This window comes from Bacillus sp. LBG-1-113, from assembly GCF_020708615.1.
Classification (GTDB): domain Bacteria; phylum Bacillota; class Bacilli; order Bacillales; family Bacillaceae; genus Bacillus; species Bacillus mojavensis.
The window spans coordinates 396,023-422,157 of sequence record NZ_JAJFDG010000002.1; the positions used below are offsets into that span (position 1 = coordinate 396,023).

General features: G+C 43.9%; 29 protein-coding genes. 21 read left to right on the forward strand and 8 right to left on the reverse strand.

Going from position 1 to position 26,135, the window contains the following annotated elements:
• Positions 1-10 precede the first annotated feature (10 nt).
• The 12 genes from LJF29_RS08200 (at position 11) to LJF29_RS08260 (ending at position 8,484) form a co-directional block, all read left to right on the forward strand.
• On the forward strand, positions 11-436 hold the full coding sequence (locus LJF29_RS08200) for a DUF2634 domain-containing protein (RefSeq protein ID WP_229147961.1): 426 nt from the start codon (positions 11-13) through the stop codon (positions 434-436).
• Complete coding sequence (locus LJF29_RS08205; RefSeq protein WP_229147963.1) at positions 429-1,475, forward strand: baseplate J/gp47 family protein; 1,047 nt, start codon at positions 429-431, stop codon at positions 1,473-1,475. Before LJF29_RS08200 ends, LJF29_RS08205 begins: the two co-directional genes overlap by 8 nt.
• Positions 1,459-2,037 (forward strand): YmfQ family protein, encoded by a 579-nt coding sequence (locus LJF29_RS08210; protein ID WP_229147965.1) that lies wholly within the window; start codon positions 1,459-1,461, stop codon positions 2,035-2,037. Before LJF29_RS08205 ends, LJF29_RS08210 begins: the two co-directional genes overlap by 17 nt.
• Positions 2,034-2,306, forward strand: coding sequence for a hypothetical protein (locus tag LJF29_RS08215; protein WP_010333913.1), 273 nt, complete (start codon positions 2,034-2,036; stop codon positions 2,304-2,306). Before LJF29_RS08210 ends, LJF29_RS08215 begins: the two co-directional genes overlap by 4 nt.
• A gap of 2 nt (positions 2,307-2,308) precedes the next feature.
• A complete protein-coding gene (locus tag LJF29_RS08225) occupies positions 2,309-4,423 on the forward strand; it encodes a terminase (protein WP_420709690.1) in 2,115 nt (704 codons plus the stop codon).
• 10 nt (positions 4,424-4,433) lie between these two features.
• Entirely contained in the window at positions 4,434-4,763 is a 330-nt protein-coding gene (locus LJF29_RS08230) for an XkdW family protein (protein WP_010333915.1), read from the forward strand.
• Complete coding sequence (locus LJF29_RS08235) at positions 4,760-4,924, forward strand: XkdX family protein (protein ID WP_229147966.1); 165 nt, start codon at positions 4,760-4,762, stop codon at positions 4,922-4,924. Before LJF29_RS08230 ends, LJF29_RS08235 begins: the two co-directional genes overlap by 4 nt.
• A 43-nt stretch (positions 4,925-4,967) precedes the next feature.
• A complete protein-coding gene (xepA, locus tag LJF29_RS08240) occupies positions 4,968-5,807 on the forward strand; it encodes a phage-like element PBSX protein XepA (protein ID WP_229147967.1) in 840 nt (279 codons plus the stop codon).
• Between the two features lie 55 nt (positions 5,808-5,862).
• On the forward strand, positions 5,863-6,132 hold the full coding sequence (locus LJF29_RS08245; RefSeq protein ID WP_044156228.1) for a hemolysin XhlA family protein: 270 nt from the start codon (positions 5,863-5,865) through the stop codon (positions 6,130-6,132).
• Positions 6,133-6,143: 11 nt separating this feature from the next.
• The gene (locus LJF29_RS08250) at positions 6,144-6,407 is read left to right on the forward strand and encodes a phage holin (RefSeq protein WP_010333919.1); all 264 of its coding nucleotides are present in this window, start codon (positions 6,144-6,146) and stop codon (positions 6,405-6,407) included.
• Between the two features lie 12 nt (positions 6,408-6,419).
• Positions 6,420-7,316, forward strand: coding sequence for an N-acetylmuramoyl-L-alanine amidase (locus LJF29_RS08255; RefSeq protein ID WP_229147969.1), 897 nt, complete (start codon positions 6,420-6,422; stop codon positions 7,314-7,316).
• A 76-nt stretch (positions 7,317-7,392) separates the two neighbouring features.
• Entirely contained in the window at positions 7,393-8,484 is a 1,092-nt protein-coding gene (locus LJF29_RS08260; RefSeq protein ID WP_229147970.1) for an acyltransferase family protein, read from the forward strand.
• On the opposite strand, the gene spoIISC is transcribed toward LJF29_RS08260, so the two are convergent.
• The 6 genes from spoIISC to steT form a co-directional block, all read right to left on the reverse strand.
• Complete coding sequence (spoIISC, locus tag LJF29_RS08265; RefSeq protein ID WP_229148176.1) at positions 8,481-8,633, reverse strand: three component toxin-antitoxin-antitoxin system antitoxin SpoIISC; 153 nt, start codon at positions 8,631-8,633, stop codon at positions 8,481-8,483. The two genes, LJF29_RS08260 and spoIISC, sit on opposite strands and share 4 nt — an antisense overlap.
• A gap of 84 nt (positions 8,634-8,717) precedes the next feature.
• On the reverse strand, positions 8,718-8,888 hold the full coding sequence (locus tag LJF29_RS08270; RefSeq protein ID WP_010333922.1) for a type II toxin-antitoxin system SpoIISB family antitoxin: 171 nt from the start codon (positions 8,886-8,888) through the stop codon (positions 8,718-8,720).
• Positions 8,888-9,634 carry a type II toxin-antitoxin system SpoIISA family toxin gene (locus LJF29_RS08275; RefSeq protein WP_229147971.1) on the reverse strand — a complete coding sequence of 249 codons (747 nt, stop codon included), beginning with the start codon at positions 9,632-9,634 and terminating at the stop codon, positions 8,888-8,890. The genes LJF29_RS08270 and LJF29_RS08275 overlap by 1 nt, the downstream gene beginning before the upstream one ends.
• 109 nt (positions 9,635-9,743) lie before the next feature.
• Positions 9,744-10,745, reverse strand: a complete 1,002-nt coding sequence (locus LJF29_RS08280) for an inorganic phosphate transporter (protein ID WP_010333925.1) — start codon at positions 10,743-10,745, stop codon at positions 9,744-9,746.
• A 12-nt stretch (positions 10,746-10,757) separates the two neighbouring features.
• Entirely contained in the window at positions 10,758-11,375 is a 618-nt protein-coding gene (locus LJF29_RS08285; RefSeq protein WP_010333926.1) for a DUF47 domain-containing protein, read from the reverse strand.
• A gap of 275 nt (positions 11,376-11,650) precedes the next feature.
• Positions 11,651-12,967: a serine/threonine exchanger gene (gene steT, locus LJF29_RS08290; RefSeq protein ID WP_168747524.1), complete on the reverse strand. Its 1,317-nt coding sequence runs from the start codon at positions 12,965-12,967 to the stop codon at positions 11,651-11,653.
• A gap of 394 nt (positions 12,968-13,361) precedes the next feature.
• On the opposite strand from steT, the gene LJF29_RS08295 reads away from it, so the two are divergent.
• From LJF29_RS08295 to LJF29_RS08305, 3 genes are all read left to right on the forward strand, one after another.
• Positions 13,362-14,312 carry a ring-cleaving dioxygenase gene (locus tag LJF29_RS08295; protein WP_229147973.1) on the forward strand — a complete coding sequence of 317 codons (951 nt, stop codon included), beginning with the start codon at positions 13,362-13,364 and terminating at the stop codon, positions 14,310-14,312.
• A gap of 280 nt (positions 14,313-14,592) precedes the next feature.
• Complete coding sequence (locus LJF29_RS08300; protein WP_229147974.1) at positions 14,593-16,749, forward strand: glycosyltransferase family 39 protein; 2,157 nt, start codon at positions 14,593-14,595, stop codon at positions 16,747-16,749.
• A gap of 11 nt (positions 16,750-16,760) precedes the next feature.
• A complete protein-coding gene (locus LJF29_RS08305) occupies positions 16,761-17,732 on the forward strand; it encodes a glycosyltransferase family 2 protein (protein WP_229147975.1) in 972 nt (323 codons plus the stop codon).
• Positions 17,733-17,855: 123 nt separating this feature from the next.
• Here the strand turns inward: LJF29_RS08305 and LJF29_RS08310 are convergent, their stop codons facing one another.
• Positions 17,856-18,032 (reverse strand): hypothetical protein, encoded by a 177-nt coding sequence (locus LJF29_RS08310; RefSeq protein WP_168747531.1) that lies wholly within the window; start codon positions 18,030-18,032, stop codon positions 17,856-17,858.
• 149 nt (positions 18,033-18,181) lie between these two features.
• Positions 18,182-19,537, reverse strand: coding sequence for a serine protease HtrA (gene htrA, locus LJF29_RS08315; protein WP_229147986.1), 1,356 nt, complete (start codon positions 19,535-19,537; stop codon positions 18,182-18,184).
• Between the two features lie 181 nt (positions 19,538-19,718).
• Between htrA and proG the strand changes: the two genes are divergently transcribed.
• From proG to dppE, 6 genes are all read left to right on the forward strand, one after another.
• Entirely contained in the window at positions 19,719-20,537 is an 819-nt protein-coding gene (proG, locus tag LJF29_RS08320) for a pyrroline-5-carboxylate reductase ProG (protein WP_229147989.1), read from the forward strand.
• A gap of 127 nt (positions 20,538-20,664) precedes the next feature.
• Positions 20,665-21,489, forward strand: coding sequence for a D-aminopeptidase DppA (gene dppA, locus LJF29_RS08325; protein WP_229147990.1), 825 nt, complete (start codon positions 20,665-20,667; stop codon positions 21,487-21,489).
• A 15-nt stretch (positions 21,490-21,504) separates the two neighbouring features.
• Positions 21,505-22,431, forward strand: coding sequence for a dipeptide ABC transporter permease DppB (dppB, locus tag LJF29_RS08330; RefSeq protein WP_010333935.1), 927 nt, complete (start codon positions 21,505-21,507; stop codon positions 22,429-22,431).
• 5 nt (positions 22,432-22,436) lie between these two features.
• A complete protein-coding gene (gene dppC, locus LJF29_RS08335) occupies positions 22,437-23,399 on the forward strand; it encodes a dipeptide ABC transporter permease DppC (RefSeq protein ID WP_229147994.1) in 963 nt (320 codons plus the stop codon).
• A gap of 4 nt (positions 23,400-23,403) precedes the next feature.
• Positions 23,404-24,411 carry an ABC transporter ATP-binding protein gene (locus tag LJF29_RS08340; protein WP_229147995.1) on the forward strand — a complete coding sequence of 336 codons (1,008 nt, stop codon included), beginning with the start codon at positions 23,404-23,406 and terminating at the stop codon, positions 24,409-24,411.
• An 18-nt stretch (positions 24,412-24,429) separates the two neighbouring features.
• Complete coding sequence (dppE, locus tag LJF29_RS08345) at positions 24,430-26,061, forward strand: dipeptide ABC transporter substrate-binding protein DppE (RefSeq protein WP_229147997.1); 1,632 nt, start codon at positions 24,430-24,432, stop codon at positions 26,059-26,061.
• The last annotated feature ends 74 nt before the right edge of the window (positions 26,062-26,135 follow it).

Here is a 26,135-nt window from a genome sequence, read left to right on the forward strand (position 1 = left end):
AGTGGGCATCATGGCCCTGACACCAGAAGTGGAGTTTAAGGATATCGAAGATGACAGCGAAGTCATTGAAACCTCTAAAACATACAAAATAGATTTTGAAAACGGAAGAATTACAAATGAGCTGATTACCGGGCTTGAAGCAATCAGACAGTTTGTGTATATCGCCTTACAAACTGAACGATACGCGTATTCCGTATACAGCCATAATGTCGGAAATGAGCTGCAGGACGTGCTTACAGATCATGAGACGACTGATGCCTACAAAAAAATGGAGATTCCAAGGCTCATAGAAGAGGCACTTGTTTATGATGACCGGATTTCCGCTGTAACAGATTTTGAGATAGAAAAAAAAGGCGATGCGTTTCATGTTTCCTTTGTAGTCGAGACAGATGAAGGATCGCTTGAGATTGAGGAGGCGATTGGCGCAGATGTTTGAAAATCAGACCTTTGAAGAGATAATGGAGCGTATGCTGAACAGCATCTCCGCGGACATTGACACAAGAGAAGGCAGCGTCATTTATAACGCATTAGCCCCGGCGGCAGCCGAGCTTGCGAAGTCGTATATATGGCTGGACACCGTGCTCGAGCTTGTGTTTTCTGATACCGCGCAAGGAGAGTTTTTGGACCGGCGCGCTGCGGAAGCGGGGATTGAACGGACAGCTGCAACAAAGGCAGTGAGAGCAGGAGAGTTCACAGCTGGTGTCAGAATTCCTGAAGGCTCCCGCTTCTACGTGGATAATCTTTATTTTCAATATACAGGAGACGGGACGCTGGTCTGTGAAACGCCGGGAGAAGCAGGAAACGCCAATTTGACCGGACGCAATCTGTTGTCACTGGATACTATCCCGGGATTGGAAAAAGCGATTGTCAAAGAAATTCTAATTCCAGGGCGTGAAGAAGAAGGAGACGATAGTTTAAGAGAACGATATTTTACGAGGGTTCGTCGCGAGGCTGTCAGCGCTAACAAAATGCATTACAAAGAATGGGCTGAAGAAGTGGACGGAGTAGGGAAGGCGAAGATCTTTCCGCTTTGGAACGGAGACGGGACGGTTAAAATTGTCGTCACGAATGCCAACCTTGAGCCGGCTTCTGAAATCTTAATTCAAAAAGTGAAAGACTATATTGACCCTGAGCCCGGTCAGGGCGAGGGGCAGGCGCCAATCGGAGCCGTTGTCACAGTGGAAAGCGCGGTCTGGAAGGAAGTTGAGATTTCTGCCGAGGTGCTGCCAGAGATCAATCACTCAATTGATGAAGTGAAGTCAGAAATTGAGAAGGGCGTTTTAAATCTCTTTAAGAAAATGGCGTTCGAAGACAATGTCATCCGCCTTTCTCAAATTAATAATATCGTCTATAATTCGCCGGCTGTCAGTGATTATTCCAATATTAAAATCAACGGCACTTCCGAAAATTTAGTGCTGAGCGACGTGGAAATTCCTAAGCTTGGGCAGGTGAAGATCATTGAGCAAACAAGATGACATGACAGCGTATCTGCCTCCGTTTCTCACTAGCCTTAAAGAAATGTCGGAGCTGCTGAAAGCGGAGGCGCCTGAGTTTGAACAACAAAATAACAGCATATTTGATCTGACAGACCAGTTATTTGTGCCAACAGCAACATGGGGGCTCAGCCGCTGGGAAAAGATTTTAAACGTGCCGCGGGAATCGGGAGACACCGATGAAATCAGGCGATTGAGGCTCATTTCAAAAATGTCGAACATTCCGCCAATCACATACCGGGCCATTGAGCAAGCGGTGAATCGTTTCTTAAAAAACCCGTCGGCACAAGTCCGCCTGCTGCCCGGTGAATACCGCTTTAATGTAGACATCAATATTGATGATCTCCAGCACATGAATGAGCTGATCGAAGCATTGGAAAATATGAAGCCGGCACATCTGGCGTATACGCTCAGAGGCGGATTAAATGAGACGCTCAAAATAAAGGACACAGTCATCCTGAATCATCGAAGATACCGAACAGCCAGTGAGCTGAAGGTCGGTTATTCTGTCACCCTTAACAATAATGAGGTGGTCTTAACTTGATTTCAACCATATACAGAGAACGCACAGCTGCCGATCTGAAAAGCAGGATTCATCACGTGCTGCTTAACGGCCAAGAAACAGAAATAGTGGAGCTCACCATTGACGGTGCAAAAGTGACTGTTCTGACAAAACGTGAGGAAGATATTAAACATATCGAAACGGTACAAATTTTTGACGAACTGGGCAATGTCATTACAGAAAGAAAAACAGACCTGGACGTCAGCGAAAACAGAACACTTGATTTCAGATTTACCTTTGAGGTGGTGTAAACATGGCATACGAAGAAAAAACAGACTGGCTTCCGGACGATCCCATTAACGAAGATGACGTCAACCGCTGGGAAAAAGGCATAAAAGACGCCCATACCGACCTGGCCGCCCACAAAAACGATATGAACAACCCCCACAACACAACAAAGGCGCAAGTCGGGCTGGGGAATGTGGATAATGTACAGCAGGCGTCCAAGACGGATTTTGATGAACATGAGCAAAATCAGGTGCGGCATATTACAGAAGATGAGCGAATGAAATGGAATGGTGCGCAGTTGTCAAAAATATCTGATGACAATGGTCAGCCGATGTTTAACTTAACGACTGATTTTCACACTGAGCTTCAAAATTACCCGACATTGACGTATTTCTCATATGATAAATCAGCAGCTAATGCTCCACCGAGTGGAGGACGAGGATTCTGGACGTGTAGTGTGGGCAAATCATATGGGCACGTAATAGTAATGACTTATGATAATAAAACGTTTCGTAAATCGCTGGCTAATAATAAGTGGTCAGATTGGGTTGAATTGGAGAATACAGAAGGAGCGCAAGAGAAAGTTAATGTTCATGCGGGGAAGTCGGACATACACGTTACACAAGCAGAAAAAGACAATTGGAATAATAGCCAACTTTTTAAAGTAACAGCAGATAACGGTCAAGCAAAGATAAACTTAAGCGAAACAGATGATTTCCATGAAATTGTTCCGAAGAACACTGGTATGGTTCATTTCACCTCGATGTCAAAAACGTTAAATGGTCCAGGTACTTCGGTCAGGGGCATATGGACAATCAATGTTGCCGGGGATTACGGTCAGATTATTGCTTTTGATAATACAAATAAAACTTATCGAAAGACAATATCCGGAGGGAATTGGTCTGAGTGGATAGAACTAGAAACAACTGTGGGAGCACAGTCTAAAGTTTCTAATCATGCCATGGACTCAACAGCTCATATTACGACAGAGGAACGGAACAAATGGAATGCTGGTCAATTGTCTAAAATTACGAACGATGCGGGCGGGGTTCTAGTTTCAATAGGCGACGCAGATGATTTTCTTAGTAAAATTGTTCAAACGGGGAAGAAGTTTGGAACTTTTTATTCTACTGGAAAACCGACTAATGCACCTTCTGCATTATCTACAAGAGGATTTTTTCATTTTACAGCTACTGATAGTAATGGGAATGGAACTTTTGGGTACGTAGTCGCTATTGATTATAAGAATAACATGTTTACTAACTATGTTGATGGTAATTTAGGATGGCAAGGGTGGAATAAAGTTGAAAGTGAGATCGGGTCACAAAGTAAGGCAGATAAAGCAGTAACGGACGCTAAAAATTACGTTGACACAAACTACACAAATGAAAAATTAATAGTCCAGCAGAGCTCTGTAGCAATTCAAGATGCAAGAACACCTGGCACAGATTATCCGCTGGGCATAACTATTTGTACTATAAATAATAACAATGATACAGGATACCCGCTTGGATATGGAATGATCAAAAATGAAAAGTGGTCGCATTATCGATTTGCTCAATATTTTTATGGAAATGGCGATACTACGAATGGTAAAAATGACCATGTAGGAACTTGGATACGTCACTGGTGGAATGAATCTGGATGGACTCCTTGGGAAAAAATATCTGGTTTCGCACATGCTATCATCGGAAGAACCGGAAAACAAGCTCTTAATAAGGGAGAACAAAATAAAATCATTTTTAAAAATATAATAAAAGACAGCAACAACTTATTTGATTTATCAAATAGCAGATTTATAGCTAGCCATGCTGGTATGTATTTGGTGAATGCCAGTTTATACATTGAAAATACATTACAATATTCTAATTTTGAGTTGTACGCATATGTTAATGGTTCTCAATATAAATTAATGAATCAGTTTAGGATGCCCTCTCCTAAAGACAATGATGACTCAAAAGAGTTTTATGCAACTGTTACTGGATCAGCCACAGTACCACTTAACGCAGGGGATTATGTTGAAATCTATGTTTACGTAGGATATACAGGTACAGCATCACGATATATTTTTGATAATCCTAATAGTAAAAATTACTTTGATATCCTAGAACTCGGAGGCCGAAATTTCCCTACACTATAGGAGGTGCAAAATGATATTATACGACGCAATCATGTACAAATACCCTGACGCTGTGCCAAGAAAGGATTTCGAGCTGCGGAATGACGGAAATGGTTCCTACATTGAAAAATGGAACCTGCGCACCCCGATCCCAACACAAAAAGAACTCGAATCCTGGTGGGAAGAGCTGCAAAAAAACCCGCCGTACGAGCCGCCTGATCAGGTGGAGGTACTTGCTCAGGAATTGTCGCAGGAAAAGCTGGCACGCAAGCAGCTTGAAGAACTGAACAAAACGTTGGGGAGCGAGCTGTCAGATATAAAGCTTTCATTATTATCTTTGAAAGGAGAGAGTGCTGAATGAATTATTGGGTGCTTGCCTTACATTATGATTGGGCGACGACAGATATGGTGAAGCAGGCCATACAATTCAAAGATTGTTCTAAAGAGGATCTGGCAGAAGGCGTGAACAAAAAACTGATCACTTCTGACCAGTATGAAGAAATTACCGGTAAAGCCATATAGGCTTTTTTATTTTGCTCGTTTTTACATGAAAAGGAGGATATAAATGGTCAAGTATCAATATGAGTTTCCTCTCGATAAGACTGGAAAAGCTGGAGCTGTGAAGCCGTATAGAGGAGAAAAAAACGATTTTGTCACACCTGTTTCGAATCTGTCAGGTGTAGCAGAGATTTTAACAAATGCCGCGCTAAAGGCCACTGAGGCATACAGCCAGCTCGGACAAGACCGGCTTGGCGCAGTTCTGATTTCGAAAGTGAAGGGCTGTGCGTATGCAGATCGTGAAGGTACGCTCTTTATAGAAGAAAGCGACAATAACAATGTTTGGACAACGACGGCAGCTGTCTATGTAGCTGCGGGTGTTCTGACAGCGACAGACTGGGTGTACCTTTCTAAACGCTATTACCGCTTCCGATATGTGAACGGAAATCTCCAGCAATCGGAGTTTGTGTTATATCAATCAGTCGGCGCAGGTGAATTGGACGTACGCTTAAATGAAAATCTTCCTTTGCAAATTGATTTTAAGGAAAATCAGACAGATGACGGACGGCTGAAAGTGGAGGCCGGCAAAACAATTGATTTTGTTTTTCATGAGAATGCCGAGTCGGCTGGCGAAGGTGCTGCCTTACCCGTAGAAGGCGCCTCGCATTTACTCGTTGAAGTATTCGGCACAGCGGAAACGAGTGAGGTGAAATTTTGGGGAAAATCTTTGTCAGGACAGAAACTTCCAATTAAAGGTGTGAAATCGGATGATGCTTCTGCCGCTTGCAGCACCTTAGGCAAGGATGAGGCTTGGTCCTTTGATATTAAAGGCTTTAAGGAGATCGTGATGGAGATTGCCAACATGACCGGCGGGAGTCTATCAATTAAAGGAACCGCGGTCTCTTAACCATTGCGATTGGCCTCGGAAAGGAGGTGATTCATATGTAAAGGAGGAGTGAATGATGCAGCAAGACATAGATGTTAATGTCTTTCAGCAGGATTTAGCAGACATAAAAGGTGAACAAAAAGCGCTGGAGCAGAGGGTTTCCGCATTAGAACGAGTGTCTGACCGGCAAGACCAGCAAATCATGACGCTCAACGAAAAATTAAACAAAATTGAAGAAAATACAACATGGATTAAACGCACCATCACAGGTGCCATCATCACAGCAGTGTGCACAGGGATCATCGGCGGAGCCATCGCCATTATGTACAACCTGCTGCAGCATTAAGGGGGATTATCATGAAAACGTATGATAAAGGCACGGTCACTAGGACGGTGCTTCTTTTGCTTGCGCTCATCAACCAGAGCATGCTGATGCTTGGCAAATCACCATTGGATATACAGGAAGAGCAGGTGAATCAGCTTGCAGATGCTCTGTATTCAGCAGGATCAGTGATCTTCACAATTGGGACAACACTAGCAGCTTGGTTTAAAAACAACTATGTAACAGAAAAAGGGAAAAAGCAACGCGATTTGCTAAAGGAAAATAATCTGACGAAATAAGGAGAGATGAAAATGGTTAACATTATTCAAGACTTTATTCCGGTCGGTGCCAATAACCGCCCAGGCTACGCGATGACACCTCTTTATATTACCGTACACAATACAGCGAACACGGCAGCAGGCGCCGACGCCCAAGCGCATGCCCGCTATTTGAAAAACCCTGATACGGCAACAAGCTGGCATTTTACAGTTGATGATACAGAGATTTATCAGCATCTGCCGTTAAATGAAAACGGCTGGCATGCAGGAGACGGGAACGGAAGCGGCAACCGGGCTTCTATCGGGATTGAAATTTGTGAAAATGCGGATGGCGACTTTGCAAAAGCAACTGCTAATGCTCAGTGGCTCATTAAAACATTGATGGTTGAACACGCTATCAGCCTCGCTAACGTGGTGCCTCACAAATATTGGTCAGGGAAGGAATGCCCTCGCAAACTGTTGGATACGTGGGACTCGTTTAAAGCTGGGATTGGCGGTGGCGGCAGCCAAACTTATATCGTGAAACAAGGTGACACACTTACATCCATAGCGAGAGCGTTCGGTGTCACTGTAGCTCAGCTGCAAGAGTGGAACAATATCGAAGATCCAAATTTCATTCAAGTAGGTCAAGTGTTAATTGTAAGTGCCCCCTCGTCCGCTGTAGAGCCAGAACTCTATCCGCTCCCTGACGGCATCATTCAACTGACAACACCATATACCTCAGGCGAACACGTCTTTCAGGTGCAACGAGCGCTGGCGGCTCTCTACTTTTATCCTGATAAAGGAGCTGTGAACAACGGAATTGACGGCGTTTACGGGCCGAAAACTGCTGACGCGGTTGCGCGTTTTCAGTCTGTTAACGCTCTAACCGCCGATGGTATCTACGGACCTGCGACGAAAGAAAAGATCAGTGCTTTATTAGTTTTGTAGAAAAAGAAAACATTGACAATGCATGTTAGTAAAACCATACTGAATATGATGAATTTGTATTTTGGGTGGTTATACTATGCAAAAAGATATGAAACTAAATAATGTCAAAGGCGTATTGATATTTTTGGTTGTATTTGCCCATCTGCTGGGTGTTAGTAAAAGCGGGTTGGAAAATATGATTGAATTCATTTATTCATTCCATATGCCTGCTTTTATTTTTTTAAATGGTTATTTTTCCAAAAGGCCATCAATCAAAAAAGTGATTAATCTCATTCTGTTATATGTTATTTTTCAAACCTTTTACTGTGTGTACCGTTACTACGCAGGTAATTTTTCTGTCATTCAATTTACTTACGGCAGCCCGCATACTCATTTATGGTATATTGTCAGTCTGGGTAGCTGGTATACGTTGGCTATTATTTTAAAGAAAATAAACAGGAGAAAAATCTTAAAGCTGGCTTTACTGATCTTGTTGTTGGGGTTAAGTTTTTATTCCAGATTTTATGCAGATCAGTTTATAGAATTGATCAAAATATATTATAGCAATATGCATACGCAAACGCTCTCTATATTAAGGACTTTTGTTTTCCTTCCATTTTTCCTGGCTGGTTTTTATTGTTCAAGAGATCTGATGGGGAAAATATACAGTTCTTTAGAAAAATTTAAGTTTAAATTGTTTTCAACTTTAGCTATCTCTGTATTGGTATTCATTATATTAGATTTTCATCATGATAAATTTAATCAGCTGTTTTTTGGTTTTCTTGGCTATCAAAAGTTCCATATAGAGAATCACAGCTATACTGGTATTGTATTTTTTCATTATTCCTTAGCTGTATTAGGCATTTTCTTGTTATTGAATATAGTTGGGGCCGGCAAAAATAAGTTGACCCAATGGGGAGAAAACTCTCTTGCGATCTATTTATTTCATATGATCTTTGTCTTCCCGCTATTTACTCATAATAGCTGGCTAAATGAGCAAAGCCCTGACACCCGATTGATATTATGTTTTACGATGGCATTAGGAATAACGTATCTATTTGGATCGCGTGTTTTTAACCGGATCGTGAAATATCTAATCTATCCAATGAAATATTTAGAAATCATTTATGCACGGCTCTTTAATCAAACAGATAAAAATAATGAATATAAAAAGCGACATGTTGTTTAAATGTCGCTTTTTTTTGTCCGTTTTTTTAAATGTTTCAATATTGTGGCACTCCGCTCTCTCACCCGAAGCGAATACCCGGAAAAGCCAAACCTCCCGTAATCAATAACCTTCACACGCCGCACCAATTTTTTCACTGTATCACCTGATATTATCCTCTGTTTGTTTTATTATATGTAGCCCCTTAAGAAAAGGAATAAGGACAAGAGCTGTTTTCCCTTGTCCTTTTAGTGTGATCATGCTTTTTTTCGTTTATACTCATCAATCAGCCGTTCGTTTTCTTTGAAGATTCTTGCTGTGTGCGGACTGACTTGATAGCTTGCGACACTGGTGGTTGAACGTTTTTTCAGGATTTTGAACGGTTTCTTTGCCTGTGGATGGCATCCGTTTTGAAACGCGTTTTCCATTATCCTTCACCTTCCTCCTCAATTGGCAGCACCAAATCATATATGCTCGTTAATGATGTGAAAAGCAAATAATCAAATTCTGTTACAATGCTGTCAGACGTCAGTTTGATGACATAGCTCTGTGTCTCGATTGTAAAGGGAATGAGCACTACTTTACCATACTGGTCGTAATAGACATCCTTTCGATCCAGCCTCGTTTGTACGTCAGCGGGATCCTCCATATGCTCTGTTAACCGGTCTTTATCAGGCTGTGTCGAATAGTGACAAAGACTGGCTGTCAGATTCATTTTATCAGCATAGGTTTTCAGCAGTTTATCAATTCCTTGAGCATATGCTTCTATACTTCCATAATAAACATGAATCGGTTCGTTTTTCAATAGATATTGGTATGTTTTCAGCCGATCGAGATACATGTGGAGCATTTCATTGTTTTCTTCGAGAATTTCTCTTGTGTCTGTTTCCAGTTCACTGCCGGCCAGCTTTTTAACATAAGCACTCAAAAAGATAAACGCGTCAATTAAAGCAAAGCTGACAGCGACAATCACATACCGCTCCCAGTTTGTGAACAGGGAAGAGGGATCATATGTCCAGTATATCATGGCACCAAAAACAAACAGCAAATACCATGTTTTTCGGATGGCGGACATTTTTTCTTTGACCTTCGCTTCGAACCGCCACGTGGCGTATACGTAAAAGCCTAAAGCGGCCATAGTGCACCAGACCATGATTTGAAAGAAAAAAAGCATACATCAATCCCTCGCATCTGAATTAGGTTCTGATTATTGTATTCTAGAAATGCGGCTGGTTTTCCTGTTTCATCAAAAAAACCGCTCCTTTGACAGAAGCGGTGAGACATTAAAAAATCATATTTAAGATAAAGTAGGCGATGGCACCAAGTGTCGCTGAAATTGGAAGCGTGATGACCCATGTAATGAGCATCCGCTTAGCTGTGCCCCAGTTTACGCCTTTTACCCGGTGTGATGCACCGACGCCAAGGATTGATGAAGAAATGACGTGGGTTGTACTGACCGGCAAATGAATAAATGTGGCGCCGAAAATAATGGCTGCCCCGGTTAAGTCAGCGGATACACCGTTTACCGGACGAATCTTCATGATTTTTCCGCCAACGGTTTTAATGATTTTCCATCCGCCGATTGAAGTTCCGAGACCCATGGCTGTCGCGCAGGCGAATTGCACCCAGGTTGGAATATCATTAGCAGAAGTATGTAAATTTGCTGTGATGAGAGCCATTGTGATAATTCCCATTGCTTTTTGCGCATCGTTTGTTCCGTGTGTATACGATTGCAGGGCAGCAGTTATAATCTGCACTCTGCGGAATTGCTTGTTCGTTTTCGCCAAATTGCTGTCCTTGAAGATCAGCTTGACGATGGTGTAAAGAATATAACCAAGGACAAAGGCAATAATTGGTGATAAAATGAGTGCCTCAATGATTTTAATGAAACCCTTATAATTTAACGCAGTAAATCCGGCTGCCGCTACGGCTGCACCGGCAATCGCCCCGATAATGGCATGGGATGAGCTGCTTGGGATGCCATAATACCAAGTGAGCAGGTTCCACGCTATTGCTGCGATTAAAGCAGCTAAAATAACAACAGAGCCATTTTCCAAAGTATAAGGGTCTACAATATCTTTCGTTATGGTTTTGGCAACACCTGTAAACGTCATTGCTCCGACAAAGTTCATCACTGCCGCCATTATAATGGCATGGCGCGGTTTTAACGCTTTTGTTGATACTGAAGTCGCAATTGCGTTCGCCGTATCATGAAACCCGTTGATGAAATCAAACGCCAGAGCAAAAATGACAATTAGTATCGTTAATATAAATAGAATATCCATTTTTATCCCTCGTTACGCGTTTTTCATAATGATGGTTTCAAGATTATTGGCAACACTTTGGCAAGAATCGGCAATTTCCTCAAGCGTTTCGTAAATTTCACGATATTGAATGACTTTAATTGGATCTGTTTCATTTCCGAAAAGATTCTTTAATGATTTTCTGTGCAGGTTGTCACAGCTGTGCTCATACTCTTTAATTTTGATCGCGTGAGGCTGAATATCCTTTAAGCGGTTTTCTGCCAGCAGCTCAATTGTTATCAAAATTTCTTTCGCGCATTCTCTGATGTAGCCGCTGAATTTATCGATATGCTCGTCTGATGAAGTAATTGAGAAAATCTCCATCATGGCAGAGAAATGTTCGATTCCGTCAAGCACATCGTCCAGGCTGTTTGTCAGCTGAAGGATATCCTCGCGCTCAATAGGAGTGATGAATGCTTTGTTAAGCTCTTTGATCATGACATGAACATGATTGTCACCTTTTGTTTCATATTCCTTTAACGTATCTGCAAACTCTTTAAGCGTCGTTTGGTTAGTGACCTTAAAATTCAAAAAATATTCTGCAGTTTCGTCTATGTTCTTTGCAATTTCTGTTAAAAGGAGTGAGAACTTATCTTTTTTTCTTCTTATCATTAAAAACCCTCCATAGTTTGAATGAACAATGCACACATCAAATTATTATATAGCCTTTTGTCGAAAAAAAACAGGAAAAGTCGAAAAAAACGCGGCTTGACTTTTTCAGTAAAACGTGTCTCCTTATTTTGGCCTACTTCATCTCAAAAAAACGAACCAAGTTTGCAAAATCTTTCTGGTTAACGTAAAAAGTATATCAAAAGTTGTGTTTTTTTTGTCAACATTTATCTTCTGATTCACCAAAAAACGATTCCCTAAACAAGGGAACCGTTTTTTTAGCTGGCTTTTCGTTTTTGCATCCAATAATACAAAGGGAGTCCGGCCAGGCCGATGAGAATTGATAATCCGCAGCTTAATGTGTCTGTAATGAGTGTGCTTCCCAATACAAAGAATGAACCTGCGATCGCCAATATCGGCATGAACGGGTAAAGCGGAACACTGTAAGCACGCGTTTTTCCCTTTGTTTGTTTCCGAAGAATAAATACTGCAAAAAAGGCCATTACGTAAAAGATATAGATCATAAAAATAGAGATTTCAGAAAGCTTATCAGGGTTGCTGATGAGCATCAGGATAATCGCTACAGCAATTTGGAATGAAATTGCAATCCATGGTGTGCGGAATGTCGGGTGCACGCGGGACAATCTCTCAGCAAAAGGCAGCTGTTTTCGTTCAGCCATTGCAAAGGTCACACGCGGGAAAGAAAGAATCTTTCCGTTTAAACAGCCGAAGATGCTGACAATAATTCCGATACTGATCAGCTTTCCGCCGATTGAACCGAACAGCATGCTGGCAGCAGTGCTTGTTGCATTTTCTCCAAGTGTCACAATCTCGTTCGCAGACAGGATGTGAAGCAATGCAAAGTTAATGAAAATATAAATTGCTGTTACAATTAATAATCCGCCCGTCATTGCGCGTGGCAGCAGCTTTTCGGGATTTTTCATTTCTCCGCCGAGAGCCGCAAGCAGGATCCATCCGTCATAAGCAAACAATGTAGCCAAAATGGCTGCCCCGAAATTCATATCAGAAATGCTTTCGTTTACTGCCGTAAAGATATGCTGATCGCCTTTCCAAAGACCGAAAATAATGATACAGGCAATCGGAATCAGCTTTCCGACCGTAGTCAGTGTTTGAACAAAACCGCCGTATTTTGTACCGATGATATTAATCACACATAAAAAGATAACTGCTATAATACCGATTACCTTCGATAATCCTGAACCCCAGCCAAAAAGATTTGCCATTAAAGATCCAAAATATAAACCGAGTGCACCGATAATCGCCGGGCCGTAAATAATGATCTGCACCCAGCCGCATAAAAATCCCCAAAACTCGCCGTAAACTTCTTCAAGGTACGTGTAAAGTCCGCCTGTTTTCGGAATCTGCGTACCGATTTCTGCAATCGTCAGTCCGCCTGCCAGCGTTAATATACCGCCTAACAGCCACGCAAATAGCGCAGTCTTTGAGTCTCCTGAATAAGCGAGCACAGCGCCGGGCTTCATAAAAACGCCGGAACCAATAATGGTTCCAATAACAAGAGTAAGGGCAAACAAGAGGCCTATCTCTTTTTTCAAACCGTTTTCTTCATTATGCATGTCCTTAACCTCCTATGATGAAGCTTCGTGATGAAGAATCTATTTTTCATATTGTAAACCCTATTTTAGAAAACTGAAATAAAATAAATTTTCTGATTTTCAATAATTGCTATATTTTCATTCGTGAAATCTGTGAAAACGTCTATTTGTTATCGTTTAAAACGAATAAAAGTGAATGTAATCTTTTATAAAGTTCGTGTTTTGCGAAAGGTGTTCTAGTGGAGAATGAACACAATAAATGGCTGGCGGCGGGACTTAGCAGGATGCCGGACCCAGATGAAGCTGATATGTTGACTTTCGTATGTGAATAAAATATTTTGTAATTAGGAAAATAAATAGACATCTTTGATATAATATCTCGAAATCGAGATAAATTGACCTGGAGGGACAGCATATGAAAGTCAACGGCATTCACCACGTGTCCGCATTAACAGCTGACGCGCAAAAAAATTTGGATTTCTATAGTAAAGTTTTAGGTTTAAAACTTGTCAAAAAATCCGTAAACCAAGATGAACCGACGATGTACCATCTATTCTACGGAGATGAAGTGGCAAATCCGGGAACAGAACTGACGTTTTTTGAGATTCCCCGCATTGCGCCGTTTCATGCGGGAACAAACAGTATTTCTTCGATTGGATTACGTGTTCCAAGCACAGACGCGCTGCATTACTGGAAAGAACGTTTTGAAGAGCATCAGGTGGCGCATAGCGGTATCGCCCAAAGAGCCGGACGTGACATATTGGCGTTCGAAGATCATGAAGGACAGCGCCTTGTGCTGACTGCTGATGAGAAAGGAAAAGGTTATGGTCTGCCTGTTAAACAAAGCGGCATTCCGGAAGAATTTTCATTTCGCGGGTTAGGGCCTGTTGAACTGACAGTGCCATACGCTGAACCAACCTTACACGTATTAACCAATATTCTTGGATTTACAGAGATCAGCCGGGAGCCGGTTGAAGGACAGGGAACAGCGGTCATTTTAGAATCTGGGGAAGGCGGTGCGGCCACAGAAATCCATTTAATTGAAAGAAATGATCTTCCGCGCGAACGTCAAGGAAAAGGAAGTGTCCATCATGTCGCATTTCGCGTGAGAGACGAAGAAGAGCTTGCCGGATGGCACCGCATCATCAGCCAGGAAGGCTTTAGCAACTCAGGCATCGTTGAGCGCTACTATTTCAAGGCGCTGTATTTCAGAGAACCGAACGGCATTCTGTTTGAGTTATCTACAGACGGTCCGGGCTTTATGGTTGATGAAGAAATTGATGAGCTTGGCCAAACCATCGCTCTTCCGCCTTATCTTGAGCATAGAAGAGAGGAAATCGAAGCAAGACTGAAGCCGATTCAATAACGATATATTGTGATTCTTTGCCTTCCGGCGTCACCGGAAGGCTTTTTTTGTTCAAAAACGGGTTTGTTTTTATCAATATCTTAAATTTTGACATATACCGCATGCTGATTAGGTAGAAAATATCAGATTTGAATTAGGATAAAGACTCAAAAACCTTTGTTTTTAAGGGCAGATCGTTTGAATTGGTTTCGGCAAAACTATTGCCTTTGTTTATTAATAGTTTTTTCACATTTGCTTGTTACACTATTTCAAAGGTAGACGAAAAGGAGTGAAGACACACGTGGAAAAGAAAAAGCGCGAGCTGGACATCTTCCTGATTCTCATTTTGCTCGCATCTGCATTCTTAAATATCTATAACATCTGGAATGACGATACGGTGAATCCTTATTACACCGCTGCCGTCACAAGTATGATGCAAAGCTTTCATAATTTTTTCTATGCCTCATTCGACGCGGCGGGGTTTATAACGGTTGATAAACCGCCTATTACGTTCCAGATACAAACCATCAGCGCACTTATATTCGGTATGCACGGCTGGAGCGTCATCCTGCCTCAGGCACTTGCTGGTGTAGGTTCTGTCCTTTTAATGTATCTGTTAATAAAACCGACATTCGGTAAGACGGCAGCAAGGATCGCCTCTGTCATCATGGCATGCACACCAATTGCGGTGGCTGTCGCCCGGACAAATAATGTTGATGCGTTACTGGTATTTTTCTTATTGCTGGCTACATGGCTTCTCTTTAAAGCCATCAGAAAAGGAAAGCTGATCTGGCTGTTAGCAGCATTTTTCGTAGTTGGTGTAGGTTTCAACACAAAAATGCTTCAAGCTTATATGATTTTACCGGCTTTCTTATTGTTCTACCTGATTGCCGCAAATGCCACAATCAAGAAAAAAATCATTTCACTAGGAAGTGCATTAGTCGTATTAGCGGCAGTTTCGTTATCATGGCCTCTCATCGTTGACAATATCCCTGCCAGCAAACGTCCTTATGTCGGAAGCAGCCAGACCAACTCTGTTTTGGAATTGGCTTTCGGATACAACGGAATTCAGCGGCTGACAGGACAAAATTCCGGCGGCGGTCAGGGCGGGTCAAGCAAAGACGCAGCAAAAGAAATGCCTTCTTCGGAGAACGGTTCATCTGACGCTCAGGCACCGCCTAATCAGTCAACAAGCAGCAGCTCATCAAACGATGACAAATCTGCAAATGGCAATATGACGGCACCGCCATCCAATGGGGAAATGCCAAGCGGCGGTCAAGGAGGCCCTCCAAACGGCGGAGGAGATGGCGGACAAGGCGGACAAGGCGGCGACAGAGGTAAGGGCGGTTCAGGCGGATCGAAAATGCAATCAGGTACAGGAATGTTCGGAACGGGAACACCTGGCCCGCTTCGGCTCTTCCAACAAGAACTATCTGATCAAATCAGCTGGCTGCTGCCATTTGCGATTATTGGAATGGCAGGCTTGCTGATTGCAGGCGCGAGAGAAAGAAGAAGATTATCTGTTGAGCAGAAGGAGACGGTGTTCTGGGTTGCATGGCTTGTGCCGATTGCCGGATTCTTCAGTGTAGCAGAATTTTTCCATCATTATTATCTCATTATGCTGGCGCCGCCGATTGCAGCACTTGTCGGAGCTGGATGGGTTGCGCTCGTTCAGTTATACCGAAGCCATACAGGCTGGAAGTCTTGGCTTTTGCCGGCGGGGATGGTTGCCACAACGGGATTTGAATTGTTTATTCTGAGAAACTACAACGATCAAATCAGTGTTGGATGGAGTATCGGCGTAGGAGTTATCGGTGCGTTATCTGCCATTGCTCTTCTGATTTTAAAACAGCGCCAAAAACCGCTCACATATTATATATCACTTGCAGGGCTTCTTGTATTGCTTGTGATGCCGATTTATTGGGCAAGCACACCTCTCCTGTACGGAGGGAACAGCTCTCTTCCTGAAACAGGGCCGCAGCTCGCTTCAAGCAGCGGAAAAGGCATGGGAATGAACGAGTCGAGTGTAAATGAAAAATTGATTGAGTATTTAGAAGAAAACAGCTCCGGAGCGGAATATTTATTCGCGACAACTGATTCAAACACAGCGGCTCCGTATATTATCAAAACGAAAAAGGCCGTCATGACGATCGGCGGATTCAGCGGTTCTGACCCGGCCATCACGCTGACTCAATTTAAAAAGCTCGTAAAAGAAGGGAAAGTAAAATACTTCTTGGCTTCAGGAATGGCGAAAGGCGGAAACAATGAAATTGTCGAATGGGTACAAGAAAACGGCAAGAAAGTTTCTTCTGATAAATGGCAGTCAGGCTCTGATCAGACTGATTCATCAGGTACGGCAAGCAAGAGCAACGCTTCAGGCCAAACCGGCAAAATGGGCGGCGGGCCTGGCGGAATGAACCAGTCAGCTACATTATACGAACTAAATGCTGATGAGTAGGAGGAAAAAACATGAGCAGACATATTCAATATTCAATTGTGATACCTGTGTATAATGAAGAGCTTGTCATTCATGAAACCTATCAGCGCTTAAAAGAGGTCATGGATCAGACGAAGGAAAACTATGAGCTGCTTTTTGTCAATGACGGCAGCAAAGATCGCAGTATTGAGATTTTAAGGGAACACAGTCTGATTGATTCGAGAGTGAAAATCATTGATTTTTCCAGGAATTTTGGGCACCAGATCGCGATTACAGCGGGAATGGATTATGCACAGGGGAATGCAATCGTCGTTATTGACGCCGATTTGCAGGACCCTCCTGAGTTAATTTTAGACATGATTGAAAAGTGGAAGGAGGGCTATGAGGTCATATACGCCGTGCGGACAAAACGAAAAGGGGAAACCTTTTTCAAAAAACAGACAGCGGCCATGTTTTACCGGCTTCTCAGCAGCATGACAGATATTGATATCCCGATAGATACCGGGGATTTCCGTCTCTTGGACAGAAAAGTCTGTGATGAAATGAAAAAATTAAAGGAAAAAAATCCTTTTGTCCGAGGCCTCGTCAGCTGGGTAGGCTTCAAACAAACGGCAGTTGAGTATGTACGTGATGAAAGGCTTGCCGGAGAAACGAAATACCCGCTTAAGAAAATGCTGAAGCTTTCAATGGACGGCATTACGACATTTTCACATAAACCGCTGAAGCTGGCAAGCTATGCCGGGGTCATAATGTCAGGCGCAGGTTTTCTGTATATGTTTATCGTGCTGTATTTGAAGCTGTTCACTGACAGCACCATTACCGGCTGGTCATCGCTTATTGTCATCCAGCTCCTGTTCAGCGGCATCGTGCTTCTGATACTGGGGATGATTGGTGAATATATCGGCAGAATCTATGATGAAGCCAAAGACCGGCCGCTTTACATCGTACAGAAATCGTACGGGATTGAAAATAAAAGACTCTATAGGGACCAGCATATGTCCTGACCAGAAGCCCCTGTCCTTTACGGACAGGGGTTTTTATGTATCAAAGTAAAAGATGCTGATATGGAAGGGAGAAGGAGAGAAGAAGGGATTGTGAGCTTGCACTGCGGTTCAGGCAAGCTGAAATTAGCTGTTAGATTGAGGGGTTTTTAAGAAACGCATGATCACAGCCGTACCTGTTATGTTTAATAGAATACTGGCACCCAGTGTAACTCCCCATGCCAATGTTGCTGCAGGAAGGAGATAGCTTAGCATCAGAAAAGCCAATCCTGCGCAAATCATGCTCAATCCCATGGTTTTCATGTCATACCTCCTTTTAAACAATGCTTCAAGCATCTGATTAGAATGAAATCAGCCTGTATACGGATGTATCGGTAGAAAGTTTCGTAGAGTAGATAGTTCTTTTGTTAACAAAAAGCCTCAGACCGCTTTTGCGGCCTGAGGCGCTTTTCTTAAGAAGGTGTTTCTTCTTTTTGATCGAGTTTGATTTTTTTCGTCATTTCTTTGCCGTTTCTGAGAATTTTCACTTCGACGGTGTCGCCGATATTTGCGTCTTTGTATAGGATATTGCGCAATTCGCTGCCTGTGTTGATTTTTTTGCCTTTTAAGCTGATGATAATATCTTCGGCTTTCAGCCCGGCCTTTGCAGCAGGGGAGCCTGAAGCGATTTCTCGGATGTATACGCCTTTATTCAGCTGGCTGCCGAATAAGCCAAGTGTGCCTTCTTGATAGTTTTGCGGCACCTGTTCCAAATCGAGCATGCTGACACCGATATATGGACGTTCAATTTGCCCTTTAGACAGCAATTCTTCAGCTATCGGTTTGACGTCGTTGCTTGGAATGGCAAATCCGATGCCCTCAACATCATCTTCACTGATTTTCATGCTGTTAATGCCGACAATTTTGCCGTCTGTATTTAACAACGGACCGCCGCTGTTACCCGGGTTAATTGCGGCATCAGTTTGAATCACGTTAATGCTTGTTTGACCGGCTGATGTTGACATTGAAACTGTTCTATCCACGCCGCTTACAATTCCTTGTGTTACTGTGCGAGACAGGTCTTTACCGAGCGGATCTCCAATTGCAATGACGGTTTCGCCTGTTCTGAGATCCGATGAATCACCGAAGTTTGCTACCTTTGTTACGTGGTCATCACCGATTTGAAGAACCGCTAAATCTGTTAAAGAGTCACTGCCTACAAGCTTTGCTGTCACATCAGTGCCGTCGTATAAAGACACTTTAAGTGAAGTTGCGCCTTCTACAACGTGGTTATTCGTAATGATATAAGCCTTGCCGTTCTCTTTTTTGAAAATGACACCTGATCCTGAGCCGCTTTCTGTATCTTCGCTAGAATCAGAGCCGGAACCAAACAAATAGCTATTTGACTGAGCCTGAAGGTTTGTGATACCCACAATCGCCGGTGATAGATCTTCCACCATATTTGAGATTTTAGAAGAATCCTCGCTCTTAAATGCAGATGAGCTGCTTGAGCCCGTCGAGCTTTTGTTGGATTCAGAGGAGGTGCTTTTAGCTGTAACAGATTGAGTTTGCTGCTGGCTGGACGTCTGTTTCGCTGCGTCCTGAGAATCGTGGTCGCCAAGCGGTGTGAACGTATAAATGCCAAGGGCGAGACTTCCGCCGATGACTCCGCCAAGCAGCGGCCTGAACCATCCGAATCCGCGCTTTTTCTTCTCTTGATCATGAATCACATTGCGGGCTGAGTAAGAAGGGTTTTGATCATTCTCTTTCGTTAAAAAAACCTCATTCTCTTGTCCTTCTGTTCTATTTTCGTCACGATAGTTATCCATCATGTTCACTCCATTTCTCTCTATTTTCAACTCATTACATCTTGATTATGGCAGTTTTATGACTTGATTTTATCATAAACAAAAACTGTGGGATAAAAATGAAAACTTTATGGGAAATTGTGAAAGAGTGCGAAAACCGGTACACTTTATAAGGAATATTGTACATGAAAGGGCTGAAACGATGGAACCAATCGGATTGATCGGATATGGCAGCATGGCGGATATGATCGCCAGACAGCTGCTGAAGCATAAACAAATAGAGGAAAATGAGCTGTTTGTTGAGACAAGAACTAAGGGCGATCGGCTTCAGGCATTGCTCGCTGACTATCCAGACGTTTCGGCAAAACCGCTTGAGGTATGGGCGGAAAAGTGCGCGTTGATCTTTATATGTGTCCCGCCGCTCCATGTCATTGAAACAGTGCGCCGGCTGCACCCGTATGTGAACCGGAATACTCATATTGTATCCGTTGCGGCTGGTGTGCCTCTGCGGCTTTTAGAGGCTGAAACGGCAGCTGGAATATCACGGGTGATCCCGGCCATTACATCTGAAGCAGAAGCCGGCATCTCGCTGGTTGTTCACAGTGAAGCTCTGGCGGCACAGAAGAAAGAACGTTTGGATGAACTGTTATCGGCTTTCAGCAGTGTGCGAGAAATAAAAGAATCCAATTTGGATGCCGCCAGTAATCTGACGAGCTCTGCTCCTGGCTTCATTGCCGCAGTGTTTGAAGAATTAGCGCTGGCGGCTGTGAGAAACAGCGGCCTGACAAAAGAAGAAGCCTTTGATTTCCTGATACACTCACTGTATGGGACAGGCAAGCTGCTGATTGAAAAGAAGATGTCCTTTGAGGAGACGCTGAACCGTGTTGCAACGAAAGGCGGAATTACAGGAGAGGGGGCGGCGGTGATACGTGCCTCCGTGCCGAATGTATTTGATCAAGTATTTGAAAAAACACTCGAAAAATATGAGCAGCTGACAGAACAGGCAGCAAAAGAAACATGAATCCTTGAAAGAGGATTCTTTTTTATCTCTGACCGTTAGTGATTTTTCCCAGCTATATTGCATTTTTCCTCTTTTTTTAATATAATCTGTTAGAATATTCATAATTTAGTAAAAAAGGAGGAGCGCTATGAAACTGTACATGTCAGTAGATATGGAGGGTATTTCAGGTCTTCCGGATGATACCTTTGTTGATTCCGGCAAGCGTAATTATGAACGCGGACGGCTAATCATGACCGAGGAAGCAAACTACTGTATTACCGAAGCGTTTAACAGCGGGTGTACGGAGGTGCTGGTGAATGACAGCCATTCGAAAATGAATAATCTGATGGTTGAAAAGCTTCATCCGGAGGCAGATTTGATTTCCGGCGATGTTAAACCATTTTCGATGGTGCAGGGGCTGGATGATACTTTCACGGGCGCGTTGTTTCTCGGCTATCACGCAAGAGCATCAACTCCCGGTGTCATGTCCCATAGCATGATTTTCGGTGTCCGTCATTTTTACATAAATGATCAGCCTGTCGGTGAGCTTGGATTAAATGCTTACGTTGCCGGTTATTACGATGTCCCGGTATTAATGGTAGCCGGTGATGACCGGGCGGCCAAAGAAGCTGAAGAGCTCATCCCGAATGTCACGACAGCTGCTGTTAAACAAACGATTTCAAGATCTGCAGTTAAATGTCTGTCGCCTGCGAAAGCCGGCCGGCTGCTGACAGAAAAAACCGCATATGCCCTGCAGAACAAGGATAAAGTTAAACCGCTTACACCGCCTGACAGGCCTGTATTGAGCATTGAATTTGCCAATTACGGCCAAGCTGAGTGGGCTCATCTAATGCCGGGTACAGAAATCAAACCGGGAACCACAACCGTTCAATTTCAGGCGAAGGATATGCTTGAAGCCTACCAGGCTATGCTTGTCATGACTGAACTGGCGATGCGAACATCATTCTCCTAAAGGGGTGTAAAGGCTTTGGCAAGATATATAATGAAGCGTTTTTTGGCAATGGCAGCTACGATTTTGGTCATTACCACCCTGACTTTTGTTCTGATGAAGGTCATTCCCGGGTCTCCTTTTAATGAGGAGAGGGGTACAAATGAAGCGGTTCAAAGAAATCTCGAAGCCTACTATCACTTAGACGATCCTCTCATTATCCAATACATCATCTATCTAAAATCCATCATTACATTCGATTTTGGCCCTTCTATTAAAAAACCGTCAGACAGTGTAAATGATATGCTGGAGCGCGGATTTCCCGTTTCCTTCGAACTTGGGATGGCAGCAATTGTCATTGCTGTGATCTCAGGGCTGATACTTGGCGTAACCGCCGCGCTGCGCCGCAACGGCTTTTTGGACTACGCTGCGATGAGCCTCGCGGTACTCGGCATTTCCATCCCGAATTTTATTATGGCGACGTTGCTTATTCAGCAGTTTGCCGTCAATTTTAAACTATTTCCCGCCGCTACGTGGACGAGCCCGATCCATATGGTGCTTCCGACCGCAGCGCTTGCAGTTGGACCGATGGCGATTATCGCCAGGCTGACAAGATCAAGCATGGTCGAAGTCCTGACACAGGATTATATCCGCACAGCGAAAGCGAAAGGGCTGTCTCCGCTCAAAATTATCGTAAAACACGCACTCAGAAACGCGCTCATGCCCGTCATTACCGTACTGGGAACACTCGTTGCCAGCATTTTAACAGGAAGCTTTGTTATTGAAAAAATCTTCGCCATTCCCGGAATGGGAAAATATTTTGTCGAAAGCATTAATCAGCGGGACTATCCCGTGATTATGGGAACGACCGTTTTTTACAGCGTCATTTTGATCGTGATGCTGTTTTTGGTCGACTTGGCCTACGGTCTGCTGGACCCGCGCATTAAACTGCATAAGAAAGGGTGAAGCGTATGAATCTCCCTGTACAAACAGATGAACGCCAGCCGCAGCAGCACGTTCAGGTGCCGGACGAATGGTTTGTTCCGAATCAGGAAAAGACCCAAGAGACCGATTCAGTCAAACGGCCGAGTTTGTCCTACGCGCAGGATGCCTGGAGGAGGCTGAAGAAAAATAAACTAGCGATGGCCGGGCTTTTTATTCTTTTATTTCTATTTGTGATGGCAGCAGTCGGTCCTTTTTTATCCCCTCATAGTGTCGCGCGCCAATCGCTGACAGAACAAAACCTTCCCCCTTCTGCAGATCATTGGTTCGGTACAGATGAGCTTGGCCGGGATGTGTTTACACGAACATGGTACGGAGCGAGGATTTCGTTATTTGTCGGAGTGATGGCTGCACTGATTGATTTTTTGATCGGTGTCATTTACGGAGGCATTGCCGGCTATAAAGGCGGCAGAACAGACAGTGTTATGATGCGGATTATTGAAGTGCTGTACGGGCTGCCGTATCTTCTTGTTGTCATTTTGCTGATGGTCTTGATGGGTCCGGGGCTTGGCACCATTATCGTAGCGCTGACTGTTACGGGATGGGTCGGCATGGCGAGAATTGTAAGGGGCCAGGTGCTGCAAATAAAAAATTATGAGTATGTGCTCGCCTCGAAAACCTTTGGTGCGAAAACCTTACGCATCATTCGCAAAAATTTGCTGCCGAATACAATGGGCGCGATCATCGTACAAATGACTTTAACTGTACCTACCGCCATATTCGCAGAATCATTTTTGAGCTTTCTCGGTCTCGGCATTCAAGCGCCGTTTGCCAGCTGGGGTGTGATGGCGAATGACGGCCTGCCGACCATTTTATCTGGGCATTGGTGGCGCCTGTTCTTTCCTGCCTTTTTCATCTCATTAACGATGTACGCGTTTAATGTGCTGGGGGACGGATTGCAGGATGCACTGGACCCTAAGCTAAGGAGGTAGCTGTATGGAGAAAGTTCTGTCAGTCAATGATCTGCACGTTTCTTTTACGACTTACGGCGGGACGGTTCAGGCGGTCAGAGGCGTGAGCTTCGATTTGTACAAAGGCGAAACCTTTGCCATTGTCGGTGAATCGGGCTGCGGCAAGAGCGTCACCTCTCAGAGCATTATGGGACTGCTCCCGCCCTATTCAGCGAAGGTGACAGACGGCAGCATTTTATTTAAAAACAAAGACCTTTGCCGTCTCTCTGACAGAGAAATGAGGAGCATAAGGGGAGCGGATATTTCAATGATTTTTCAAGATCCGATGACGGCGTTAAACCCGACGCTGACTGTCGGAGACCAGCTGGCAGAAGCGCTTCTTCGTCACAAGAGGATGAAGAAAAAGGCTGCTGAGAAAGAGGTTCTTTCTATGCTGAGATTGGTCGGCATTCCAGATCCTGAAGCACGCCTGAAGCAGTATCCCCATCAATTCAGCGGCGGCATGAGACAGCGGATTGTCATTGCGATGGCGCTGATCTGCGAGCCTGATATTTTAATAGCGGATGAACCGACAACTGCCCTTGACGTCACCATACAGGCGCAAATTCTGGAACTGTTTAAAGAGATTCAGAGAAAAACAAAGGTTTCTGTCATTTTGATCACACACGATTTAGGGGTGGTTGCGCAGGTTGCTGACAGGGTGGCAGTAATGTATGCCGGAAAAATAGCGGAAATTGGCACGAGAAAAGATATATTTTACAAGCCGCAGCACCCTTATACAAAAGGGCTGCTGAATTCCGTCCCGCGGCTGGATCTTGAGGACGCGGAGCTGATTCCGATTGACGGCACGCCGCCGGATTTATTTTCACCGCCGCCGGGCTGCCCATTTGCCGCCCGCTGTCCGAGCAAAATGATCGTGTGCGACAGGGTATACCCTGATCAAACCGTTCGATCCGGCACGCACGCTGTTCACTGCTGGCTTCAGGATAAACGGGCTGAGCACGTGGTGCTGCCGGGAGCGAAGGATGAATAACGAAAAAGGGGGAAGAGGATGAAGAAAGTGAAGAAGCTATTGGGAATGGGTCTTGCACTGGGGCTTTCATTTGCGCTGATGGGATGCACGGCAAATGAGCAGGCTGGAAAAGAAAGCGGAGAAGATAAGGCAAAGACAAGCGGAGAAAAGGTACTGTACTTAAATAATGAAAATGAACCGACTTCGTTTGACCCGCCGATCGGTTTTAATAATGTGTCTTGGCAGCCGTTAAATAACATCATGGAAGGGTTAACGCGCCTCGGTAAAGACAATGAACCTGAGCCGGCGATGGCAGAGAAGTGGTCTGTGTCGAAGGATAAAAAAACGTACACATTTACGATTCGGGAAAATGCGAAATGGACGAACGGAGACCCTGTGACAGCCGGAGATTTTGAATACGCTTGGAAACGGATGCTTGATCCGAAAACAGGAGCATCTTCCGCGTTTCTCGGCTACTTTATTGAAGGCGGCGAAGCCTATAACAGCGGAAAAGGGAAAAGAGACGATGTGAAGGTGACGGCAAAGGATGATCATACCCTTGAAGTGACACTTGCCGCGCCGCAAAAATATTTCCTGAGCGTGGTGTCAAACCCGGCGTATTTTCCGGTTAACGAAAAAGTCGATAAAGAAAATCCAAAGTGGTTTGCTGAAGCTGATACATTTGTCGGCAACGGACCGTTTAAACTGGCGGAATGGAAGCATGATGACAGCATCACAATGGAAAAAAGCGATACGTACTGGGATAAAGAAACCGTTAAGCTTGACAAAGTGAAATGGGCAATGGTGAGTGATAGAAATACAGATTACCAAATGTTTCAGTCTGGAGAATTGGACACCGCATACGTACCGGCTGAGCTAAGTGACCAGCTGCTGGATCAAGACAACGTGCACATCGTTGATCAGGCGGGTTTATACTTTTACCGCTTTAATGTCAATATGGAGCCGTTTCAAAATGAAAACATCAGAAAAGCCTTCGCAATGGCTGTTGATCAGAAGGAAATCGTAAAATACGTCACGAAAAACAATGAAAAACCGGCACACGCTTTTGTTTCGCCCGGGTTTACACAGCCTGACGGCAAGGACTTTCGGGAAGCGGGCGGAGACCTGATCACACCAAATGAAAACAAAGCGAAGCAGCTGTTAGAAAAAGGAATGAAGGAAGAGAAGTATGACAAGCTGCCTGCGGTCACGCTTACTTACAGTACGAAACCGGAGCATAAAAAGATTGCTGAAGCCATCCAGCAAAAATTGAAAAATACTCTTGGCGTCGATGTGAAGCTGGCCAATATGGAGTGGAACGTGTTTTTAGAGGAGCAAAAAGCGCTTAAGTTCCAATTCTCACAAAGCTCATTTCTGCCTGATTATGCGGACCCTATCAGTTTCCTGGAAGCCTTCCAAACAGGAAATTCGATGAACCGCACAGGCTGGACCAACAAAGAATATGATCAGCTGATGAAGCAGGCGAAAAATGAAGCGGATGAAAAAACGCGTTTTTCACTCATGCATAAGGCGGAAAAGCTTCTCATCAATGAAGCACCGATCATTCCGGTTTATTTCTATAATCAGGTCAATCTGCAAAACGAACATGTAAAGGACATCGTCCGGCACCCTGTCGGCTATATCGATTTAAAATGGGCCGATAAAAACTAACACGGCGATTGAGAAAATACTGCTCTCTTTATGTGAAGGAGCGGTATTTTTTCTCTTATTTGTACGTATACGTA

What these genes read in the sequence shown, in the direction of transcription:
- LJF29_RS08225 (WP_420709690.1), top strand. Translation starts at nt 2,309, where the DNA reads ATGGCATACGAAGAAAAAACAGACTGGCTTCCGGACGATCCCATTAAC.
- LJF29_RS08235 (WP_229147966.1), top strand. Translation starts at nt 4,760, where the DNA reads ATGAATTATTGGGTGCTTGCCTTACATTATGATTGGGCGACGACAGAT.
- LJF29_RS08200 (WP_229147961.1), top strand. Translation starts at nt 11, where the DNA reads ATGGCCCTGACACCAGAAGTGGAGTTTAAGGATATCGAAGATGACAGC.
- LJF29_RS08340 (WP_229147995.1), top strand. Translation starts at nt 23,404, where the DNA reads ATGGAGAAAGTTCTGTCAGTCAATGATCTGCACGTTTCTTTTACGACT.
- LJF29_RS08260 (WP_229147970.1), top strand. Translation starts at nt 7,393, where the DNA reads ATGCAAAAAGATATGAAACTAAATAATGTCAAAGGCGTATTGATATTT.
- LJF29_RS08310 (WP_168747531.1), bottom strand. Translation starts at nt 18,032, where the DNA reads ATGAAAACCATGGGATTGAGCATGATTTGCGCAGGATTGGCTTTTCTG.
- dppA (WP_229147990.1), top strand. Translation starts at nt 20,665, where the DNA reads ATGAAACTGTACATGTCAGTAGATATGGAGGGTATTTCAGGTCTTCCG.
- dppC (WP_229147994.1), top strand. Translation starts at nt 22,437, where the DNA reads ATGAATCTCCCTGTACAAACAGATGAACGCCAGCCGCAGCAGCACGTT.
- xepA (WP_229147967.1), top strand. Translation starts at nt 4,968, where the DNA reads ATGGTCAAGTATCAATATGAGTTTCCTCTCGATAAGACTGGAAAAGCT.
- LJF29_RS08280 (WP_010333925.1), bottom strand. Translation starts at nt 10,745, where the DNA reads ATGGATATTCTATTTATATTAACGATACTAATTGTCATTTTTGCTCTG.
- LJF29_RS08275 (WP_229147971.1), bottom strand. Translation starts at nt 9,634, where the DNA reads ATGCTTTTTTTCTTTCAAATCATGGTCTGGTGCACTATGGCCGCTTTA.
- LJF29_RS08285 (WP_010333926.1), bottom strand. Translation starts at nt 11,375, where the DNA reads ATGATAAGAAGAAAAAAAGATAAGTTCTCACTCCTTTTAACAGAAATT.
- LJF29_RS08245 (WP_044156228.1), top strand. Translation starts at nt 5,863, where the DNA reads ATGCAGCAAGACATAGATGTTAATGTCTTTCAGCAGGATTTAGCAGAC.
- proG (WP_229147989.1), top strand. Translation starts at nt 19,719, where the DNA reads ATGGAACCAATCGGATTGATCGGATATGGCAGCATGGCGGATATGATC.
- LJF29_RS08305 (WP_229147975.1), top strand. Translation starts at nt 16,761, where the DNA reads ATGAGCAGACATATTCAATATTCAATTGTGATACCTGTGTATAATGAA.
- LJF29_RS08250 (WP_010333919.1), top strand. Translation starts at nt 6,144, where the DNA reads ATGAAAACGTATGATAAAGGCACGGTCACTAGGACGGTGCTTCTTTTG.
- LJF29_RS08270 (WP_010333922.1), bottom strand. Translation starts at nt 8,888, where the DNA reads ATGGAAAACGCGTTTCAAAACGGATGCCATCCACAGGCAAAGAAACCG.
- htrA (WP_229147986.1), bottom strand. Translation starts at nt 19,537, where the DNA reads ATGGATAACTATCGTGACGAAAATAGAACAGAAGGACAAGAGAATGAG.
- LJF29_RS08295 (WP_229147973.1), top strand. Translation starts at nt 13,362, where the DNA reads ATGAAAGTCAACGGCATTCACCACGTGTCCGCATTAACAGCTGACGCG.
- LJF29_RS08255 (WP_229147969.1), top strand. Translation starts at nt 6,420, where the DNA reads ATGGTTAACATTATTCAAGACTTTATTCCGGTCGGTGCCAATAACCGC.
- LJF29_RS08205 (WP_229147963.1), top strand. Translation starts at nt 429, where the DNA reads ATGTTTGAAAATCAGACCTTTGAAGAGATAATGGAGCGTATGCTGAAC.
- steT (WP_168747524.1), bottom strand. Translation starts at nt 12,967, where the DNA reads ATGCATAATGAAGAAAACGGTTTGAAAAAAGAGATAGGCCTCTTGTTT.
- dppE (WP_229147997.1), top strand. Translation starts at nt 24,430, where the DNA reads ATGAAGAAAGTGAAGAAGCTATTGGGAATGGGTCTTGCACTGGGGCTT.
- LJF29_RS08230 (WP_010333915.1), top strand. Translation starts at nt 4,434, where the DNA reads ATGATATTATACGACGCAATCATGTACAAATACCCTGACGCTGTGCCA.